Source organism: Catellatospora paridis (assembly GCF_009720365.1).
Lineage (GTDB): Bacteria > Actinomycetota > Actinomycetes > Mycobacteriales > Micromonosporaceae > Catellatospora > Catellatospora paridis.
This window is the reverse complement of the sequence record NZ_WBZD01000043.1, coordinates 118,613-138,774: the sequence shown is the minus strand read 5'-3', so window position 1 is coordinate 138,774 and position 20,162 is coordinate 118,613. Positions and strand designations below refer to the sequence as shown.

13 protein-coding genes are annotated in these 20,162 nt (G+C 72.5%); 10 read left to right on the top strand and 3 right to left on the bottom strand.

All coding sequences use genetic code 11. The annotated features are described in order from the left end of the window. The first annotated feature begins 31 nt into the window (after positions 1 to 31). The 10 genes from F9C41_RS38510 (at position 32) to F9C41_RS38465 (ending at position 12,415) form a co-directional block, all read left to right on the top strand. A complete protein-coding gene (locus F9C41_RS38510) occupies positions 32 to 1,156 on the top strand; it encodes a glycosyltransferase family 4 protein (RefSeq protein ID WP_230690328.1) in 1,125 nt (374 codons plus the stop codon). Continuing rightward, on the top strand, positions 1,156 to 3,441 hold the full coding sequence (locus F9C41_RS38505) for an alkaline phosphatase family protein (RefSeq protein ID WP_196280146.1): 2,286 nt from the start codon (positions 1,156 to 1,158) through the stop codon (positions 3,439 to 3,441). Before F9C41_RS38510 ends, F9C41_RS38505 begins: the two co-directional genes overlap by 1 nt. 40 nt (positions 3,442 to 3,481) lie before the next feature. After that, complete coding sequence (locus F9C41_RS38500) at positions 3,482 to 5,185, top strand: CTP synthase (protein ID WP_155391786.1); 1,704 nt, start codon at positions 3,482 to 3,484, stop codon at positions 5,183 to 5,185. 81 nt (positions 5,186 to 5,266) lie between these two features. Further along, entirely contained in the window at positions 5,267 to 5,857 is a 591-nt protein-coding gene (locus tag F9C41_RS38495; protein ID WP_230690327.1) for an NUDIX domain-containing protein, read from the top strand. A 228-nt stretch (positions 5,858 to 6,085) separates the two neighbouring features. After that, positions 6,086 to 7,198, top strand: coding sequence for an alanine dehydrogenase (ald, locus tag F9C41_RS38490; protein ID WP_155391785.1), 1,113 nt, complete (start codon positions 6,086 to 6,088; stop codon positions 7,196 to 7,198). A gap of 242 nt (positions 7,199 to 7,440) precedes the next feature. Next, positions 7,441 to 8,370: a ParA family protein gene (locus tag F9C41_RS38485; protein WP_155391784.1), complete on the top strand. Its 930-nt coding sequence runs from the start codon at positions 7,441 to 7,443 to the stop codon at positions 8,368 to 8,370. Between the two features lie 52 nt (positions 8,371 to 8,422). Then, positions 8,423 to 9,499, top strand: a complete 1,077-nt coding sequence (locus F9C41_RS38480) for a segregation and condensation protein A (protein WP_407924778.1) — start codon at positions 8,423 to 8,425, stop codon at positions 9,497 to 9,499. Positions 9,500 to 9,899: 400 nt separating this feature from the next. After that, positions 9,900 to 10,751 carry an SMC-Scp complex subunit ScpB gene (gene scpB / locus F9C41_RS38475; protein ID WP_230690334.1) on the top strand — a complete coding sequence of 284 codons (852 nt, stop codon included), beginning with the start codon at positions 9,900 to 9,902 and terminating at the stop codon, positions 10,749 to 10,751. Further along, positions 10,738 to 11,544: a pseudouridine synthase gene (locus F9C41_RS38470; RefSeq protein ID WP_155391781.1), complete on the top strand. Its 807-nt coding sequence runs from the start codon at positions 10,738 to 10,740 to the stop codon at positions 11,542 to 11,544. The genes scpB and F9C41_RS38470 overlap by 14 nt, the downstream gene beginning before the upstream one ends. Before the next feature lie 97 nt (positions 11,545 to 11,641). Beyond that, positions 11,642 to 12,415: a TIGR03089 family protein gene (locus tag F9C41_RS38465; protein ID WP_155391780.1), complete on the top strand. Its 774-nt coding sequence runs from the start codon at positions 11,642 to 11,644 to the stop codon at positions 12,413 to 12,415. A 4-nt stretch (positions 12,416 to 12,419) separates the two neighbouring features. Here F9C41_RS38465 and F9C41_RS38460 read toward each other — a convergent pair whose 3' ends face one another. From F9C41_RS38460 to F9C41_RS38450, 3 genes are all read right to left on the bottom strand, one after another. Continuing rightward, positions 12,420 to 12,776: a nuclear transport factor 2 family protein gene (locus F9C41_RS38460; RefSeq protein WP_155391779.1), complete on the bottom strand. Its 357-nt coding sequence runs from the start codon at positions 12,774 to 12,776 to the stop codon at positions 12,420 to 12,422. A 70-nt stretch (positions 12,777 to 12,846) separates the two neighbouring features. Then, a complete protein-coding gene (locus F9C41_RS38455; RefSeq protein WP_155391778.1) occupies positions 12,847 to 13,950 on the bottom strand; it encodes a PQQ-binding-like beta-propeller repeat protein in 1,104 nt (367 codons plus the stop codon). Continuing rightward, a complete protein-coding gene (locus tag F9C41_RS38450) occupies positions 13,938 to 20,099 on the bottom strand; it encodes a toxin glutamine deamidase domain-containing protein (RefSeq protein ID WP_456236822.1) in 6,162 nt (2,053 codons plus the stop codon). Before F9C41_RS38450 ends, F9C41_RS38455 begins: the two co-directional genes overlap by 13 nt. Positions 20,100 to 20,162: the final 63 nt, after the last annotated feature.

Genomic DNA, 20,162 nt, shown 5'->3' with positions numbered 1-20,162 from the left:
GCGGGCGCGGCGGGCGAGGGCAGGAGGACCGTTGACCACGGGGACGGAATGGACCGGCAGCGTCGCGCTGCTGCTCGCCTCCAGCACGGGCGGTATCGGGCAGCACGTGGCCGGGCTGGCCGAAGGGCTGACCCGGGCCGGCTGCGAGGTGACCGTGTGCGGTCCCGCGACGACCGAGGAGCACTTCCGCTTCACCGACCGCGGCGCGCGTTTCCACCCCGTCGAGATCCCCGCCGAGCTGCACCCCAGTGACATGCGGGCGGTACGCACGCTGCGCCAGTTCCTGGCGTCGTCGCGCCCCGACGTGGTGCACGCGCACGGGCTGCGGGCCGGCCTGGCCGCCGCGCTGTCGCGCCCGCCGTGCCCGCTCGTGACGACCTGGCACAACGCGCCCCTGCGCGCCGGCCTGCGCGGCCGGGTGCACACCCTGGTGGAGCGGATGGTGGCCCGTTCGTCCGCGGTCACCCTCGGCGCCTCCAGCGACCTGGTCGCGCGAGCCCACGCGGTCGGCGCGGCGGACGCGCGCATGGCCCCGGTCGCCGCCCCCCGGCTGCGGCGCACCCGGCGCAGCCGGTCCGCCGTGCGCGCCGGGCTGGGCCTGGCCGACGGGGTGCCGCTGGTGCTGTCCGTGGGCCGGCTGCACCCGCAGAAGGCGTACGACATGCTGGTCTCCGTCGCCGCGCGCTGGCGGGACATGTCCCCGGCGCCCCGCGTGCTGATCGCCGGCGAGGGCCCGGCCTACCTCGACCTCGCCGCCCAGATCTCGCAGCTGCGGGCCCCGGTCACCCTGCTCGGGCACCGCACGGACGTCGGCGACCTGATCGCCGCCGCCGACCTCGGCGTGGTCACCAGCGTCTGGGAGGCGCGCCAGCTGTTCGCGCAGGAGGCGCTGTCGGGTGGGCTGCCCCTGGTCGCCACCGCCGTCGGCGGCATCCCGGAACTGGTCGGCGACGGCGCGCACCTGATCGAGCCGAGCGACCCGGACGGCCTGGACAGCGCGGTGCGCAAGCTGCTCGGCGACGAGCAGGCGCGGGCGCGGCTGGCCGAGCGCGGGCTGGCCCAGGCCGCCACCTGGCCCGACGAGCAGGCCAGCATCGACGGCGTGCGCGCCGTGTACGCGGAGCTGACCGCCCAGAACCGTACGGAGCAGGTTTGATGCTCCGCCGGCCGGCATCCGCGTCCACGGCCCCCCTGCTGACCCTGCTGGCGCTGCTCGGCCTCGTCCTGCCGCTGGCCGGCACGCTGTTCGCGGCGCCCGCCGCGGCCGCCGGGCCCACCGAGGACGACGAGGCCGATTACGTGATCGTCGCGGGTGCCGCCGGGCTGCGCTGGGACGACATCGACGCCGACCGGACCCCGAACCTGTGGAAGCTGGCCGAGCGCGGCTCGATCGGCTCGCTGTCGACGCGGTCCGCGCACACGCCCACCTGCCCGGCCGACGGCTGGCTGACGCTGGGCGCGGGCAACTACGCCGAGCGGACCGGTGTGGGCGAGGAGCCCGCCGACGGTGTCGCCGAGCCGGACCCCGACGCGCCGCAGCTGTGCCAGAAGCTGGACGTGGCGATCGAGCGCCCGGACGCGGTCGGGGCGTACCTGCCCGACCAGGAGGCGGTCGTGGAGCGCCAGCGCGAGCTGCCGTTCGGGACCGTGCCCGGGGCGCTGGCCGAGTCGGTGCGCTGCACCGCGGCGGTCGGTCCGGGGGCCGCCGTGGCGGCGGCCCGCTCGTTCGGCCGGGTCGACCGGTATCACCCGACGCTGCCGGCCGCGCCGGAGGCGAAGAAGGCGTTCAGCGAGTGCCTGCTGACCATCGTCGACCTGGGCGCGATCGACGGCCGTTCCCCGGCGCAGCGGCTGCGCCAGACGGCCGCGGCGGACAAGCAGCTCGGGCAGCTGCTCGCGGCCCGCCCGACGAACTCCACGCTGCTGGTCGCCGGGGTCGCCGACACCGAGGCCAGCTCCCGGCTGCACGCGGTGATCGCCGACGGCAAGGGCTGGGAGGGCGGCTACCTGACCTCGGCCACCACCGGCCGCGCCGGCTACCTGCAGCTGGTCGACCTCGCACCGACCGCGCTGCACCTGCTCGGCCGGGACGTGCCCAAGCGGATCATGGTCGGTCACCCGGCGGTGCTGGCCGACGGGCGTCCGGCGGACCTGGACCAGGCGACCGCGGCGGGCACCGACGCCGACCGGCGCGCGGCGGCGGCGCGTACCGTGTCGGTCTCGTTCTTCTGGCTGCTGGCGCTGGTGCAGATCGGCCTGTTCACGGCCGTGGTGCCGCTGCTGCGCCGCAGTTACCGCCATGCCGGGCCCACGGGGCCCACCCCGCCCCCGCAGCGGCTGGTGAGCCTGCTGGAGGTGCTGCTGACCGGGGCCTCGCTGGCGCTACCGGCCGCACTGATCGCCGGGGTGGTGCCGTGGTGGCGCTTCGGCCGCCGCGGTCTGATCTTCGGCCTGGTCACGGCCGGTATCACCCTGCTGCTCACCTTCGTCACGGTCCGGCTGCCGGTGTACCGCAAACGCACCCTCGGCCCGGTCGGCGTGGTGGCCGCGATCGCCGCGGCCGTGGTCGGCATCGACCTGATCACCGGGGCGCGGCTGCAGCTCAACGGCGTGGCCGGCTACTCCGTGCTGGAGGGCACCCGGTACGCGGGCATCGGCATGGTCGGCATGGGCGTGTTCTTCGCCGGCGTGCTGCTCACCGCGGGCACGCTGGCCCAGCTCGTGCCGCACCGCAACCGCCCGCTGCTGGTCGGCGCGATCGGTGCCGCGGGCGTGCTGCTGGTGGGCATCCCGGCGCTGGGGGCCGACGCGGGCGGCGCCGTCGCGCTGACGGCCGGCGTGTGCCTGACCGCGGCCCTGTGCCCCGGCGGCTGGCTCACCTTCAAGCGGCTCGCCCTGGCCATGCTCGCGGGGCTGGCGGCGACCGTCGTGTTCGCGCTGGTCGACGTGCGCCAGCCGGTGGATCAGCAGGGCAGCCTCGGCCGGTTCCTCACCCAGCTGTCGGACGGGACCTCCGGGCCGACCCTGAGCCGGCTGGGCGGTGCCAACCGGATCGCCCTGTTCACCAGCCCGCTGACCGTGCTGGCGCTGGTGTCGGCGGTGTTCCTGTGGGTGGTGCTGATGCGCCCCTGGGGCGGCCTGAAGCGGCTGTACGGCATCTACCCGCCCATCCGCGCGGCGGTGGCCGGCCTCTGGCTCGCCTCGATCGTGGGCGGGCTGCTGGGCGGCGCGGCGCTCAACGTCATGGGCGCCGCAGCGGCCACCGCGATCCCGGTGCTCACGCTGGGCGCGATGCGGGTGCTCGGGCACGCCGCCGACCGCACCCGGATCGCGGAGGAGTCGCCGAACCCGCCGATGAGCGAGGGCAACCCGGTGGCGGAGCAGCCGCCGGCCCCCGCGCGGGTGAGCGACGACACCCCCGAGGCGGTTTCGGGGCCGTAGCCCGCGGATGAACGCCGGACCCGTGTTAGGGTGAAACCCCGTGGTAGCAGCGCGGACGACCAAGCATATTTTCGTTACGGGAGGCGTCGCCTCCTCACTCGGCAAGGGCCTGACGGCCTCAAGCCTGGGCACTCTTCTCACCGCTCGCGGTCTGCGAGTGGTCATGCAGAAGCTCGACCCCTATCTCAACGTCGACCCCGGCACGATGAACCCGTTCCAGCACGGCGAGGTGTTCGTCACCGAGGACGGCGCCGAGACGGATCTCGACGTGGGGCACTACGAGCGATTCCTCAACCGTGACCTGTCGGCCAAGGCCAACGTCACCACGGGCCAGATCTACTCGGCGGTGATCGCCAAGGAACGCCGCGGCGAGTATCTGGGCGACACCGTCCAGGTCATCCCGCACATCACGAACGAGATCAAGTCCCGGATCCGCGCCATGGCCGAGCCGGACGAGCACGGCCGCACCCCGGACGTGGTGATCACCGAGGTCGGCGGCACGGTCGGCGACATCGAGTCGCTGCCGTTCCTGGAGTCGATCCGGCAGATCCGCCACGACGTGGGCCGGGACAACTGCTTCTACCTGCACGTCTCGCTGGTGCCTTACCTGGCCCCGTCGGGCGAGCTGAAGACGAAGCCGACCCAGCACTCGGTGGCCGCCCTGCGCAACATCGGCATCCAGCCCGACGCGCTGGTCTGCCGCTCCGACCGGGAGATCCCGGCGGGCATGAAGAGCAAGCTGGCGCTGTACTGCGACGTCGACGCCGAGGCGGTGGTGTCCGCCCCGGACGCGCCGAGCATCTACGACATCCCGAAGGTGCTGCACCGCGAAGGCCTGGACGCCTACGTGGTGCGCCGACTCGGCCTGTCGTTCCGCGACGTGGACTGGTCCACCTGGGACGACCTGCTGGAGCGGGTGCACCACCCGGTGCACGAGGTCACCATCGCGCTGGTCGGCAAGTACATCGACCTGCCGGACGCGTACCTGTCGGTGTCCGAGGCGATCCGGGCGGCCGGTTTCGGCCACCGGGCCAAGGTGAAGCTCAAGTGGGTGCCCAGCGACGACTGCCAGACCGCCGAGGGCGCGGCCAAGGCGCTCGCGCACGTGGACGGCGTGGTCATCCCGGGCGGCTTCGGCGTGCGCGGCATCGAGGGCAAGATCGGCGCGGTGCGCTATGCCCGCGAGAACCGCATCCCGACCCTTGGGCTGTGTCTGGGCCTGCAGTGCATGGCCATCGAGGTGGCCCGGCACGTGGCCGGGGTGACCAAGGCCAGCTCGCTGGAGTTCGACGAGCAGACCTCCGACCCGATCATCTCGACGATGGCCGACCAGGAGGACATCGTCGCGGGCAAGGGCGATCTGGGCGGCACCATGCGGCTCGGGGCGTACCCGGCGAAGCTGACGCCCGGCTCGATCGTCGCGGAGTTGTACGGCGCGACCGAGGTCAGCGAGCGGCACCGGCACCGGTACGAGGTCAACAACGCCTACCGGCCCGCGCTGACCAAGGCCGGCCTGCAGATCTCCGGCACCTCGCCGGACGGCCGGCTGGTCGAGTTCGTCGAGCTGGACCGCGAGCTGCACCCGTACTTCGTGGCCACCCAGGCGCACCCGGAGCTCAAGAGCCGCCCGACACACCCGCACCCGCTGTTCTCGGGTCTGGTGGGAGCGGCGATCGCCTATGCTCAGGCCGACCAGCTGCCCGGCGTGGCCGACGCGGCCGAGCCGGTGGCCGCCAAGCGCTGACCGGGCCGGACAACCGAACAACCACGCTGGTCGCAGGCACGATTGCCTGCGACCAGCGTCGTCTGAAGGACAGGAGATCGTGTGTACGAGGTCGTCGGCAGCACCGAACGGTTCGCCGGGCACATCTTCCGGGTCGTCACCGATCAGGTGACGATGCCCGGGGGCGAGGTCGCCGGGCGGGACGTGGTGCGCCACGTCGGCGCGGTGGGCGTGGTCGCCCTCGACGACGCCGGTCGCGTGGTCCTGGTCCGCCAGTACCGGCACCCGGTCGGCCGCTACCTGTGGGAGCTGCCCGCGGGCCTGATCGACGTGCAGGGCGAGGGCCTGGCCGCCGCGGCGCTGCGCGAGCTGGCCGAGGAGGCCGATCTGACCGCCGGTCGCGTCGACCTGCTGGTGGACATGTTCACCACGCCCGGCTGCTCCGACGAGATGATCCGCGTCTTCCTGGCCCGCGAGCTGGTCGAGATCCCCGTGCACGAGCGCCACGCCCGCACCGACGAGGAGGCCGACATGCAGGTCGACCTCGTCCCGCTCGACGACGCGGTGGCCATGGTCTTCGACGGCCGCATCACCAACGGCCCCGCCGTCGGCGGCCTGCTCGCCGCCGCCCGCGCCCGCGACGAGGGCTTCAAGACCCTCCGCCCCGCCGACGCCCCCCTCCCACCCCGCTGAAGGCCGGGCGGTAAGAGGCAATTATCCGATTCAGCACTATCCTTGGAGCTACCGCAGGGCGGCAGCGTGCCGTGTTGACACCATGTCAGGCCGAGGAGTCATCAGCTTGCATCCTGTCAACCACTTTGGCCGGTTTTCCGGGCCTAGACTGCCGCCGCGGGGGGTAGACCAGCGGCAACGGCGCCGTTCGGCCCTCCCGCACAGCGCAGGTTCGAGGAAGGTGCAGTCGTGAAGGTCGGTATCCCCCGCGAGGTCAAGAACCACGAGTACCGGGTGGCGATCACCCCGGCGGGCGTACACGAGTTCGTCCGCAACGGACACGACGTCGTCATCGAGACCGGCGCCGGTCTGGGCTCCTCGATCACCGACGAGGAGTACGTCGCGGCCGGCGCGACCATCCTGTCCACCGCGGACGAGGTGTGGGCCGACGCGGAGCTGGTCCTCAAGGTCAAGGAGCCCATCGCCGAGGAGTACCACCGCATGCGCGAGGGGCAGGTGCTGTTCACCTACCTGCACCTGGCCGCGTCCAAGGAGTGCACCGACGCGCTGATGACGCAGAAGGTCACGGGCATCGCGTACGAGACGGTGGAGACCGCCGACCGCGCCCTGCCGCTGCTCGCCCCGATGAGCGAGGTGGCCGGCCGGCTCGCCCCGCAGGTCGGCGCGTACCACCTGATGCGTTTCGCGGGCGGCCGGGGCGTGCTGCCCGGCGGCGTGCCCGGCGTGCGCCCGGCGAAGGCAGTCGTGATCGGCGCGGGCGTGTCCGGCATGAACGCCGCGACCATCGCCCACGGCCTGGCCTTCGAGGTCACCGTGCTCGACAAGAACATCAAGAAGCTCCGCGAGGTCGACCAGCAGTTCCACGGCCAGGTCCGCACCGTCATGTCGAACGCGTTCGAGCTGGAGAAGGCGGTGCTGGAGGCCGACCTGGTCGTCGGCGCCGTGCTGGTGCCGGGCGCGAAGGCCCCGACGCTGGTCAGCAACGAGCTGGTGTCCCGCATGAAGCCCGGCAGCGTGCTCGTCGACATCTCGATCGACCAGGGCGGCTGCTTCGAGGACTCGCACCCGACCACCCACGCCAACCCGGTGTACAAGGTGCACGAGTCGGTCTTCTACTGCGTGGCGAACATGCCCGGCGCGGTCCCGCACACCAGCACCTACGCGCTGACCAACGTGACCCTGCCGTACGCCGTCGAGCTGGCCAACCACGGCTGGCAGGAGGCGCTGCGCCGCGACCCGGCACTGAAGCTGGGCCTGAACACCCACGCCGGCGAGATCACCTACGGCCCGGTGGCCGAGGCGCACGGCCTCACCGCCGTGGACGTCGACTCGCTGCTCTGAGCAGTGTTTTCCTGATGCCGGTGGCGCAACAGCGCCACCGGCATCATGCTGTTCACAGCCTGCGGTTGCCGGGTTCGGCCCGGATCGTGAAGACACGCCGAGCCGTGGCGGCGCACCGGCGTGGTCGGTGACGTACAGTCGGACGACGACGACACGCATGCGGCCGGTCGGGCAGCTGATGGCCCACTCACGACGGTGCCTCATCCGGCCGGACGGAGGTCGTCGGGAAGGGCGTAGCGGAGATGGCAGGCAACGGGCGCGCGGAGGCATGGACCTCGACGCTGCGGGCGGAACAGTCCCGTATGGACCTCGGTGCTGACCTGGGTCCGGCGGATCCGTCCGCCTACACCGCCCGCAAGGAGATCCCCGAGCCGATGCCGACCGATCGGCACGGTCCCTCCCGGATCATCGCGATGGCGAACCAGAAGGGCGGCGTGGGCAAGACCACGACGACCATCAACCTGGGCGCGGCCCTGGCCGAGTACGGCCGCAAGGTGCTGCTCGTCGACTTCGACCCGCAGGGCGCGCTCTCCGTCGGCCTCGGCGTCAACCCGCACAACCTCGACCTGTCCATCTACAACCTGCTCATGCAGGACGATGTGACCGCCGAGGACGTCATCATCAAGACCGACGTCGCCGGGCTGCACCTGCTGCCCGCCAACATCGACCTGTCGGCCGCCGAGATCCAGCTCGTCAACGAGGTCGCCCGCGAGATGGCGCTGGCCCGGGTGCTGAAGTCGGTGCGCAAGGAGTACGACTACATCCTCATCGACTGCCAGCCGTCGCTGGGCCTGCTGGCCATCAACGCGCTGACCGTCGCGCACGGCGTGCTCATCCCGCTGGAGTGCGAGTTCTTCAGCCTGCGCGGTGTGGCGCTGCTGCTGGACACCATCGACAAGGTCCGCGAGCGGCTCAACTTCGACCTGGAGCTCGAGGGCATCCTGGCCACGATGTACGACAGCCGCACCACGCACTGCCGCCAGGTGCTGCAGCGCGTCGTCGAGGCGTTCGGCGACAAGGTGTACCAGACCGTGATCACCAAGACGGTCAAGTTCCCCGAGTCGACCGTCGCCGGCGCGCCCATCACCTCGCTGGATCCCGCCTCGTCGGGCGCCCGCAACTACCGGCAGCTCGCGCGCGAGGTCATCGCCGCCGAGGCCGCCCGCAGGTGATCCGGGCCCACCGGCCTGCACCCGCGAACTGACCTGCTGGGATACTTGCGACGTGAGCGATCCCGTGGTGACGGCCGACCCGGCCGGAGAGCAGTCGCCTGAACCGTCCGGTTCAGGCCGCTTCACCGTGCGCCTCACCAACTTCGAAGGCCCGTTCGACCTGCTGCTGCAGCTCATCGGCAAGCACAAACTCGACGTCACCGAGGTTGCGCTGCACCGGGTGACCGACGACTTCATCGCCCACATCCGGGCCATGGGCTCGGCGTGGGATCTTGACGAGGCCAGCGAGTTCCTGGTCATCGCGGCCACCCTGCTCGATCTGAAGGCCGCCCGGCTGCTGCCCGCCGCCCAGGTCGAGAACGAGGAGGACCTCGCCCTGCTGGAGGCCCGCGACCTGCTCTTCGCCCGGCTCCTGCAGTACCGCGCGTTCAAGCAGGCCGCCGCGTTCATCGCCGATCTGGAGGCCACCGGCGGCCGCCGCTGGCCGCGCTCGGTCGCGCTGGAGGCGCAGTACGCCGAGGCGCTGCCGGACCTCATCCTGAACATCGGCGTGGACCGGCTGGCCAAACTCGCGCTCAAGGCGTTCACCCCCAAGGCGGCCCCGCCGCTGGTCTCCGTCGCGCACATCCACCAGGTCCGGGTCAGCGTCCGCGAGCACGCCGAACTGCTGCGCAACCGCCTGTTCGAGCTCCGCAGCGCCACGTTCAGCCAGCTCACCGCGGACTGCGAGAACACCCTGGAAGTGGTCGCCCGCTTCCTCGCCCTGCTGGAGCTGTACCGGGAGGGGCTGGTCGGCTTCGACCAGGAGCTGGCGCTGGGCGAGCTGACGGTCCACTGGACCGGCGGCGAGACGGCCGCCGGCGACCTCGCGGTCGACGACTACGACGGCGACGACGAGGCGAAACAGGCCCTCGCCGCCGAACCCCCGGTCCTGGCCGACGAACCCGGCGACGACGAACCGGGCGACGACGAACCGGACGACCACGAACCGGACGGCGAGGAACCGGACGACGACCAGGACGACTCGGAGCCGGAACCGATCGATCCGGGTACGCGGGAGGCGGCGCTCGACGCCGCGGCCGCGGTGGAACAGCCTGGCAAGCGTGGGGGAGCAGAAGACGATGACTGACAACGAGTCCCTCGAACAACAAGCCGCAGCCTGGGTCCCTCCGTGGGCCCGCACCCCCGCTCCCGAAGAAAGCAAGGGCACCTTTTTAACGGATTCCGTGGAGGAAGGGCACCTTCTTAACGTCGAGCCGCAGAGTTCGCAGGCCGAGGGGCCGGCGGGCGGGACAGCGCTGCCCGAGGACGCGCAGCCCGCGGACGACAGCCAGGTCGACTGCGGTCCCGACGACCTCGCCGGCCCGCTGGACACCGACGAGGAAGCGCCGGACGCTGCCACGCCGGACGCTGCCACGCCGGACGCTGACGTGCTGGACGCTGTCGAGTCCGTGGCGGCGGTGGAGGACGTGCGCGGTGCGGAGAACGAGCCTCTGAACGCTGCCGAGGCCTCGGCGGAAGCAGAGAACATGCTCACGGGCGTCGTCGAGGGCGGACCGGAAGCCGACGCCGAGCCGGTGGAGAGGCCTGAACCGGACGGCGAGTCGGTGGAGAGGCCCGAACCGGACGCCGAGGCGGTGGGCGCCGGGCCGGGCGCGCCGGTGGACGGGGACGACGAGGACATCGCCGAGATCGCCGTGGTCGAGGACCTCGCCGAGGCGCTCGGCCTGGACGGGCCGGTCGCCTCGAACTTCGACGTGGACGGGCCGGACGACAGCGGCGAGGCCGCCGTCGCGTACGCCGGATCCAAGCTCGCCACCCCGCCGCCCGGCCTCGCCGAGGGTGACCTCGTGCCGACCCTGGAGGCGATCCTGCTGGTCGTCGACGAGCCGGTCAGCGAGCTGACCCTCGCCGAGGTGCTGGAGGTGCCCGCCGAGCTGATCGCGGGCACGCTGATCGACCTGTCGGCGCAGTACACCCGGCAGAGCCGCGGTTTCGACCTGCGCCGCGCTGCCGGCGGCTGGCGGCTCTACACCCGCGCCGAGTACGCGCCCTACGTGGAGCGGTTCGTGCTGGACGGGCAGCAGCTGCGGCTCACGCAGGCGTCCCTGGAGACGCTGGCCGTGGTCGCGTACAAGCAGCCGGTGACCCGCTCGCGGATCTCCGCGATCCGCGGCGTCAACTGCGACGGCGTCATCCGTACCCTGGTCACCCGGGGCATGATCGAGGAGTGCGGCACCGAGCCCGAGTCGGGCGCCTACCTCTACCGCACCACGAGCCTGTTCCTGGAGAAGCTGGGCCTCGACTCGGTCGAGCAGCTTCCGCCACTGGCTCCCTTCCTACCTGACAACGTCGAGGAGATCGCTGATGAGCAGCGCTGAAGTACGAACTGAGGGCGCTGAGCGGCTGCAGAAGGTCCTCGCCCAGGCCGGTGTGGCTTCACGCCGGGCCAGTGAGGACCTGATCGCGGCGCGGCGGGTCACCGTCAACGGCAAGGTCGCCAAGCTCGGCGACAAGGCCGACCCGATCGCCGACATCATCCACGTCGACGGCCAGCGCATCGTCACCGACGCGAACCTGGTCTACCTGGCCATGAACAAGCCGCGCGGCGTGGTCTCGACGATGGCCGACGACAAGGGCCGCGAGGCGGTCGCCGACTACATCGGAAACATCTCGGCCCGGGTGTACCACGTGGGCCGGCTCGACGCCGACTCCGAGGGCCTGCTGCTGCTCACCAACGACGGCACGCTGGCGCACAAGCTGATGCACCCGTCGTTCGAGGTGCCCAAGACGTACCTGGTCGAGGTCGTCGGCCCGCTGCCGCGAGTGGTCGGCCGCGAGCTGATGGCCGGCGTGCAGCTGGAGGACGGGCCGGCGCGGCTGGACGACTACCGCCTCATCCAGGCCATCGACAAGCAGGCGCTGATCGAGATCGTGATTCACGAGGGCCGCAATCGCATCGTGCGTCGCATGTTCGAGGAGGTCGGCTTCCCGGTGCAGCGCCTGGTACGCACCGCGATCGGCCCTATCAAGCTCGGCGACCTGAAGGCGGGCCGCCACCGCCGGCTCAACGCGGGCGAGGTCGCCGCCCTGTTCAAGATCACAGACCGCAAGGGCCGCGGCGCCGCGCAGGAGGACACCATCCGCGAGGTGCCCGAGGTGTACGAGGACTGAGACCGGCCGCCGCCACGGGCCCGGCCGAGGTGAGGCGGGCCTACCGGTGGGTATGGTGAGCGGGACCGCTGACCGTACACCGCTGGGAGCCCGCCTGATGCAGCCGACGACCGTCACCGACCTGCCCGCCCTGCTCGGCGGGGACGCGCTGGCGGGTGCCGACCGGCCGCTGCTGACGTACTGCGACGACGCGACCGGCGAGCGCACCGAGCTCACCGCGGCCGAGCTGGGCGGCCTGGCCGCACGGACGGCGGCGCTGCTGCGCGAGGACTGCGGGCTCGACACCGGCTCGCGGGTCGCCGTGCTGCTGCCGCCGCACTGGCAGACCGCCGCGGTGCTGCTCGGAGCCTGGTCGATCGGGGCCGCCGTGTCGTTCCGCCCGTGGGCGACCGCGGGCCTCGCACCCGTCGGCGTGGGCGAGAACGACCCGCTGGACGTGCTGTTCGTCAGCCGCAAGCGGATGGACAGCTGGCTGGAGCAGGTGCCGCAGGCGCGGCACCGCTTCGTGCTCGGCCTCGCCCCCGGCGGCGCGCCGCTCGACGAGGTGCCGGACGGCTACCGGGACTTCGTCGCCGAGGCGGGCCGCCATCCCGCGAGCCTGCCCGCGTACGGCTCGATTGGCAGCACGGACGCGGCGAGCCCCGACGGCACCACCTACCGGCAGTGGGGCGGGCTGGCCCAGGGCGTCGCCGACCAGCTGGGCCTGCGAGCGGGCGACAAGCTGCTGGTGGACGTGGCCAAGCACGAGCAGCCGGTGATGTGGCTGCTGACACCGCTGGCGGCCGGCGCGACCGTGGTCCTGTGCGCCAACCTCGACCGCGACAACCTGGAGGCCAGGATCGCCGCCGAGGGCATCACCCGGGTCATCTGAGCAGTCAGGCGTCCTGCCGCAGGTAGGTGGCGTGGCCCGAGCGGACGAGGTCGCCGTCGAACACGAGGACCTCGTTGACCAGGCCGCCACGCTGGTTGCGGTAGGTGATCACGATGGCGTCGACGCCCACGTACACGGCCTCGACGGTGAAGTGCAGGTCCGGCACGCGCTTCAGGCCCTCGCCCCAGTAGTCCCGCAGCGCGTCCTTGCCCCGCACGACGCCGCCGGTCTCCGGGAACAGCTGCGCCGCCAGCGGCGAGGAGAACACGACGTCGTCGTGGAAGTGCGCCAGCACCGCCTCCACGTCGAGCGCGTTCCACGCCGCCACCCAGCGCCGGCTGAACTCCGTCGCGTCCGGCATGCTCGCCATCGTCGACCTCCCGTTCCCCAGACCGTGCCCGGACCGTCCGAACTCGACCTTGAAAATAGCGTCACGCCGGCAGGGCGTACAACCTGCCTGCCGCGCCGACGTAGACCGTGCCGTCCGCGCCGATGTTCGGATGCTGGGTGATCATGCCGGGGGCGTACCAGGTCCACCGGGTCGTGCCGTCGGAGTTCAGGCAGCGCACGTAGGTTTCGTGCCACAGCGGCCTGAGCCAGTGGTAGGTGTCCCAGCGCCGCCGGTCCGGCGATGCCGAAACGACCAGTGAGCCCGCTGCGCCCGCGGTGAGCGTGACCGGGGCGACGTTCATGTCGTGCGTCCAGACGGCCCGGTCGCCCTCGATCATCCAAACCGGGTAGGTGTAGATCATCTGCTCCTGCCGGGACGGTCCGCACACGGCCAGGCGCATGGGGCCGCCCTCGACCCCGGGGAGCACCGCGAGCGGCTCGCTGACCTGCCGCGTCGTGATGAACTCGGATGAGCCGCCGAAAGCGTCCACGAGGTAGTAGCCGCCCCCGTCGTACCAGTCGAAGCGGGCCAGCAGGCGGTTCGCGTCGTACTCCCACAGGCCCTTGATGCGGTGGTGCTCGTCCGCCGGCCGGTCGAGTCTGACCCCCGCCCAGGCCCAGGCTGCCCACTGCAGTTCCGCGTCACGGTCGTAGGCGTACAGCAGCTTGTTGACGTCGAACACCACGAGGTCGCCGAAGGTACGAAGGCGGTAGCCGTCCATGCGATCGGGTAACGGCACCGCCCAGTGCAGCTCGCCGTCCAGGCCGACCCGGCGCACCTCCCGCTGATCCTGCTCGACCAGGTGACGGAAGACGAACCCGCCCCACGGGTCGAACTTCAGCCGGTGTGCCCGGGGACCACCGTCGAACGAGGCCACGAGTTCGCCGGTTCCGAGATCCCGGGTCACGATGCGGTCGTCTTCGATCCGGTGCATTAGTCCGTCCCGGACGAGCGGATACCAGTCGCCGTGCTGGCCGAGCTCTTGTGACCAGCGGATCCGCCCGTCAGGGCTGATGAGCGTGGCCGCGGCCTCGGCGATGACGAGGCAGCCGTCCACGTCCTCGGTGCGTAGCGTCCCGTCGTGGGCGGGAAGCTCGACCGACCATAGCGGTGATGTGTCCGACACGGCGTTTACGGATTCCACCTCAATACCTCCCTGAGCAGGCCGAGTCGAGCTTCGATCAGGTCCGACAGGGAGGTGCGGCGGTAGCGTCGATCGTTTCTCATCCGATACGGCACCTCCTTGAGCACGTGGATCGCGCCGCGTACCCCGAACAGTGCCATGAGGCGGGGGTCCGGGTCCGGGCCGCCCGCGTCGCGGTACCCGTTGCGGAACGCCAGCCGCAGGTGGGCCAGCTCCTCAGGCTTGAGCCCGAGGCTCATGCCGAAGTCCGCCAGCTTGATCTCGAAGAACGCGAGGTCGCGTTCCGGTGCGCCGATCGGGTTCCCGGCGCCGTCCATGGCGTGGTGCAGCATCGGCAGGTCGATGACGGTCAGGCCGCGTTCGGGATGCCAGAAGAAGTTGCCGGGGTGGGCGTCGCCGTGTGCCAGCGCGGCCCAGCCGCGAACGTCGCGCGCCTCGGCGATGGTCTGCTCGACCCGCCTCGTCAGCTGGTCGAGGCCCCAGTCACGGTCCTGCAGCGTCCGCATCGTGTCCACCACCTGGCCGGTCCATTTGCGCACCACCGCGATGTGGCGGTCCAGGAACTCCCGCGCCACCGGCCTGCCTGAGCCCGCGGCGGCGGTATGCAGGTCGGCGAGCGCGGCGCCCACCCCGACGACGGACCATTCGAGCCGCCTGAAGGCGGGCGCCCACTCCGCACCCGTCGACCTGCCCACCTCCGTGATCAGGTCGTCGATCGCCTGGCCGGGGGCCAGTGCGGACACGACGACCCCGTGGCGTTGCGGCGACGCCGCGATGCCCAGCGCCGCAGGAGTGCCGAACCGGGTGAACTCGCGGCTGCGCAGCCGCTGCAGCGCCGACAGCTCGCGGGCGAACTCCTCGGCGTCGGGGAACGCCTTCACCACCCCGATGTTGCGGCCGTCGTCGTCCTGCACCAGCATGACCGGCGCACCGGACAGGCCCTTCGCGCCGGTCGACCCGGTGATCTCGGCGAGGTGCACCGGTCTGCCGAGCACTGCCGCGGCGAAGTCGGCCACCGCGGGCCGGCCGTCCGCACCGTTCGCCAGCATCTGCGCGCCATCGATCAGACCGGCCACCGCCTGCGGGATCACCGCTCCGCCGTCGGCGCGCACCGTCCTCGCGCGGTCGAGCACCGTCCGGGCCAGGCCGGGTGCGCTGTCCGGATCGGGCACCGTGTCCTCCTCCGGTCGGTCCGGCTCGTGTGGCAGCCCGTGGGCCGGAGCGGTCTCGCCGCGCTCCGTCCGCCTGATCTCGGCGCGCGCGGTCACGGCCTGCTCGATCGCTTTCCGCAGCGAACCGATCTCCTGCTCGTCGAGCTGGAGCAGGCGGAGTTCCTCGGCCGCCTGCCGCCGCGGCTCCGTCTCGGCCAGCACTCGGCGCACGTGCTCGGTGACGGCCCGCGGGCGGGTGTCCGGTTCGGCGGCGTACGCGAGCGACAGCCTGGCCGCGGTGGCAGTGCCTGCCGCCGTTTCGGTGTGCAGGCCGGCCTCCCGGTAGGCGGCAGCCGTCGCGGGCCGCAGCACGCCCGACAGGGCCCGCTGCACGGCGGTCCACTTGTGCGCCGCGGACTCGATGTCGCCCGGCACCGTACGCAGCCACCGGTCGGCCTGGTCGGCGCAGTAGCGGCTGTCGGCCCAGGCCGTCTCGTCCCACGGTGTCCAGCCGTCGGGCAGCGACCGGTCCCGGCCCAGCCGCTGCGGCCACCCGTCCAGTTCACGACCCGCCAGTTGCGCGATCCGATCCGACACCGCGGACACCGTCGCCGGGTGGTGCACGGCGACGGGCGGGGTGAGCCGGTCCTCGGGGTCGGGCAGGTCCGGGCCGAACTCGACCCGGTGGATGGTCGCCAGCGGCGCCCGCAACGGCCCGGTGTGCGCCTCGAACTCCGTCTTCACCCGCCCGGACGGGAACAGCTGCGGTTGCCCGTCCTCGTCGAGCAGGTCGCGGCGGTCGCCGTACTCCCAGGTGTCCCAGTAGAGCTGCCAGCGCACGCCCTTGTCGCCGACGTGCTCGCGGCCCTGGAAGTACACCGTGGGCACGCCGAGCGTGACGGCGATCTCCAGCGCGCCGCTCTCCATGCCGATCTGCACGATGTCGCGGGCGCTGTCCAGGTGGTGCAGGAACAGTGCCTGCTCGCCCTGGCCGAGTTCCTGCCCGCCGTGGCGGTCGGCGGACCAGAACTGGCGCAGCGTCTCGGTGTCGACGTTGTCGAGCACGCCTTCGGCATCGAATGCGGCCTTCAGCTCCGGTCGGCCGTCGAACAGGTCGTCGCCGATCAGCAGGATGCGCCGGTCCGGGTCCGTCTCGCGGAGCAGGGCGACGGTCTGGCGCAGCAGCTCGGGTTTGGTGTCCATGAACGCGCCCATCGGCACCCGGGACTGGCGCACCCACAGCAGTGCGTAGCTGCCGGGCTGCCCGTCGGGTTCATGCCGGGCGCACACAAGCTCTGCCAGGGCGCGCGCCCGGGCGTCACGCCGTGCCCCCCGCTCGCCGTGCCCGCGCATCGCGGCGACCATCGCGGCGCGGGCCTGCCGCCCGTCGCGGCGCACCTGCGGCAGCGCCACCAGGTGGGCGCGGCGGAACTTGCTGGTCGCGTAGTGGACGTGGCGCGGCTGGTCGTCGTGGCACAGGCGGACCCGGGCCGGGTCGACACCGAACTCGGTGATCAGCCGTTTGCGCATGGCCAGCGCGCCGCGCAGCGGCCGGACCTGCATGTCGATCGCGTCGGCGGCCAGCTCGGCCGGGTCGACGCCGTCGGTGGACCGGCCGGACAGCGCCCGCCACAGCACCGTCTTGTCCGCGAGGTCGCGGGTCATGCCCGCGGGCACCGGGCCGACGTGCGACAGGTACGGATCGGAGACGTCGTCGCGGTACTGGGTGAACAGCTGGTGGGGCTCGTACGCGATCTCGATGGTGGCCGTGTCGTCCAGCATCAGCGCTGCGGCGTGCACGAACAGCTCGCCGCTCTGCCATTCGTAGACCCGGAGGTTCTTGGTGTCCAGGTCACCGCCCACAGGTGAGGGCGGCGGCGCGACCTCGCGGAACAGCTCCTCGCGCAGGTGCCGCAACTTCTGGTCGAGGTTCAGGTCGTCGCGTGCCTTCAGCTCGCCGACCAGCAGGTCGAGCCCACCGCCGGACAGCGAGTCCCAGGTCGTGACCTGTTCAGGGGTGGCGAAGACGTCGGAGGGGCGCTGGTGTCCGGAGGCCTCGACGTGGCTGGTGCCGGGGTCCTCGACGGCGGTGCCCGGTGTCGTCCAGTGACCCGGCGGCAGGCCGAGGTCGACCGGCAGGGCGTCGGCGCTCAGCAGCAGCGCGTCCATCCGGACCGCGCCGCCCGGACGGTACGTCGCCACGGGGCGCTCGTTGTCCTGGGCGTCGACATACACCACCTGGCCGTGCTGGTTGTGCACGGTCACCGCGTGTGCCGCGCCGCTCGGGCGCTCCATGAGCAGCACCGCGACCGCGCCGTGGCCCTGCGCCAGCAGCGCCGACTCCAGGGTGCCGAACGCCTCCTCGCGCGGCTGCCACGCCTCGTCGTAGGAGCTGGCCCGGTGGTCGGTCATGAGCTGCTGGAAGCGGGCGCCGACGGCGTCCTCGATGCGGGCCGCGCCACCGGGCTCGCCGCCCAGCGGCAGCAGGTCGGGGCTGAAGCGGTCGACGGTGCGCGGGGCCGCGACCCGCGGTCTGCCGTGCAGCCACGTGTCGATGACGGACAGCACCACGTCGGGGCAGTTGATGGCGCGGGTGGGGTCGGCCTTGGGGCCGCCGTCGTTGGCGCGGCGCGGCCACTCGCCGAACAGGTCGCTGAACCGGCGCGGCCGCCCGTCGGCGTCGCGTTCCACGGCCAGCTCGACGTCCTGCTGGTGCAGGGCCAACGGGCGGCGGTGGCCGCCGGGCATGCCGTAGCGGCGGCTGGTCTCGACGGGCCGGGGATCGTCCAGGCCGGTCGCCCGGGAGCGGTCGTCCGGTTCGTTGACCGCGCCGTCGGCGACCCGGAACATCCCGCGCTCGTCCTCGCCGTATCGCAGGTGCTGGAACTCGGCGAACGACGCCGGGTCGATCTCGGACGGCAGCGGCCCGTCGATCGGGCCGTCCAGCAGTGTCCGCAGGCGTGCCTCCCACGGGGCCAGGCTCTGCTCGTACGCCTGCCGGCCGGGGTCGAACGTGGGCGGTCCCGCCGCGTACCCGTCCTGGAGCCACTGGCGTATCCGGTTCAGCAGCGTGGGGCTGCGCGGGTCGAATCGCAGCCGCATCGCGTGGGTGCGGCCGAACGCGGTGTGGCTCTCGTATGCCTCCCGCTCGGCACGGCTCTCCGAGACCGCGGCCCTGAACGCCGGACGGTCCCCGGTGCCCGGCGCTGCGGCAGGAGGCCGCACCGGGCCGGTGCCCGGACCGCCGAGCGAGGCGACCGCGGCAGCGGCCACCACGGCGATGTCATCGTCGGCCCGCTCCGGTGCGGTGATGGGGGACGGCCCGCCCGTCGGAGTAACACCGCCGGGCCGCGCCGGGCCGCTCGCCGTGCCCGGGTGGCCGTGGTGGGTCGAAGCCGGGACGACCGGCGAGACGAAACCGTGCGGGACATCCCCGGCGACGCCCCCGCCCGTGGGCAGAGCACCGGGCCCGGCCGGCGGGCTGGTGACGGCCGGGCCGGGCGACGACGGGATCGTGCCGGACGCCGGTTCGAGCACGGCCGCCGCACCCGTGGCCAGGCTCGCGGCGGGTGCGCCCGGATGACCGCCCACGGGAGCACCGGGATGTCCGGTCGGCCCCGTGGCCTCGGCGCCACGGTCCTCAGGTCCACGGTCCTCGGTCGGCCAGGCACCCCCGTCGAACAGGCCTGTCGGGTCGGCCGGTGCTCCGGGCAGGCGTGGACCGCCGCCGTCGGCCGTCGTGCCGGGGACTTCGGCTCCGAACGCGACGCCCGGTCCACCATGCTGGCCGCCGGACAGGTCCACGGTCGCGACGGTCCGGTCGAGGCCGATGATGGTGGAGTCGGGTACGGTCTCGCCCGCGGGCCCCGCGAACAGGGCGGCCGAGGCGGCGAGACCGGACTCGTCGAACGGGCCGGGCGGCAGAGCCGCGTCCGGCAGTCGCTGGGCGTCGGGCGCGGCGGACAGGCTCAGCTCCGCCCCGAGCAGCCGCCCGTCGACGGCGACCCGGGTGTCCCCGACGGCCGAGCCGAACGTGGCGGAGCTCGCGGCCATGCCGAGCGTCTGCAGGCTCACGCCCTGGCCGGTGACCACACCGACGGTGACCTCGCCGAGCATCGCGCCGCTCGCGCCACGCAGGGCGTGCTCGCCGAACCGGCCGAGGGCGGTAGTGGCGCGGGCCCGGCCGAGCCCGGTGACGCCGCCGACGCCGCCGGCCAGGGCGCCGAGCCCGGTGTCGAGCGCCAGCTCGCCCGCGTTCAGGCCGCCCCGGTTGCCCTCGCTCACCTGGTACGCCTGGACGCCCAGCGAGGTGAGCCCCTCCTGCATGCCCTCTTCCAGGGCCTGCTCGCCGAGGTGGCGCACCACTTTGGATTTGATCCGGTCCTTGACCGCGTCGCCGAGGCGGTCCTTCAGCCGGTCCTTGAGGCCCTTCTTCGCCGCGCGTTCCAGCAGCTCCTTGGCCGCGCGGCGGAGCAGCCGCTGGATCGCGAAGCGGGTGGCGTACATGGCGGGCGCGGCGCCGGCCATCGAGGCGCCGAAGGTGACGGTCGCGGCGGCGGCGAGCGCGATCAGCTCGATGAGCAGCAGACCGAGCTCCACGTAGAACTCGATCTTCACGCCCTCGATCTGGTTGGCACCGTCGTCGACCTGGCTGCCGAAGTCGTCCAGCAGCTCGACGACCATCGCCAGGGCGGCTTCCTCGCCGCCGGTGCCGTGCGCGCGGCCGAGCTGCGACCACAGCCGCAGGATGGCGCTCGCGACCTGGCCGTCCGGTCCGCCCGCGGCGGCCACCGCGGCGAGCGCGGCGTCGTCGGCCTCGTCGAGCAGCGGCCCCATCCGGGACGAGGCGGCCCGCCAGTCGTCGGCGAGCTCGCGCATGGCGGCTTCGTCGCCCTCGGGCCAGTCGACGCCCACGACCCATTCCAGGGCGGTGCACATCCAATCGTGAGCATCGAAATAGCTCAATGGATGTGGGATCGGTGAAGGTAGAAGTGGCATGGTGGCAGTCCCTCCCCAGGTGACTGGCGACACCCTAACGGGCACCGTCCATACGCACCAGAC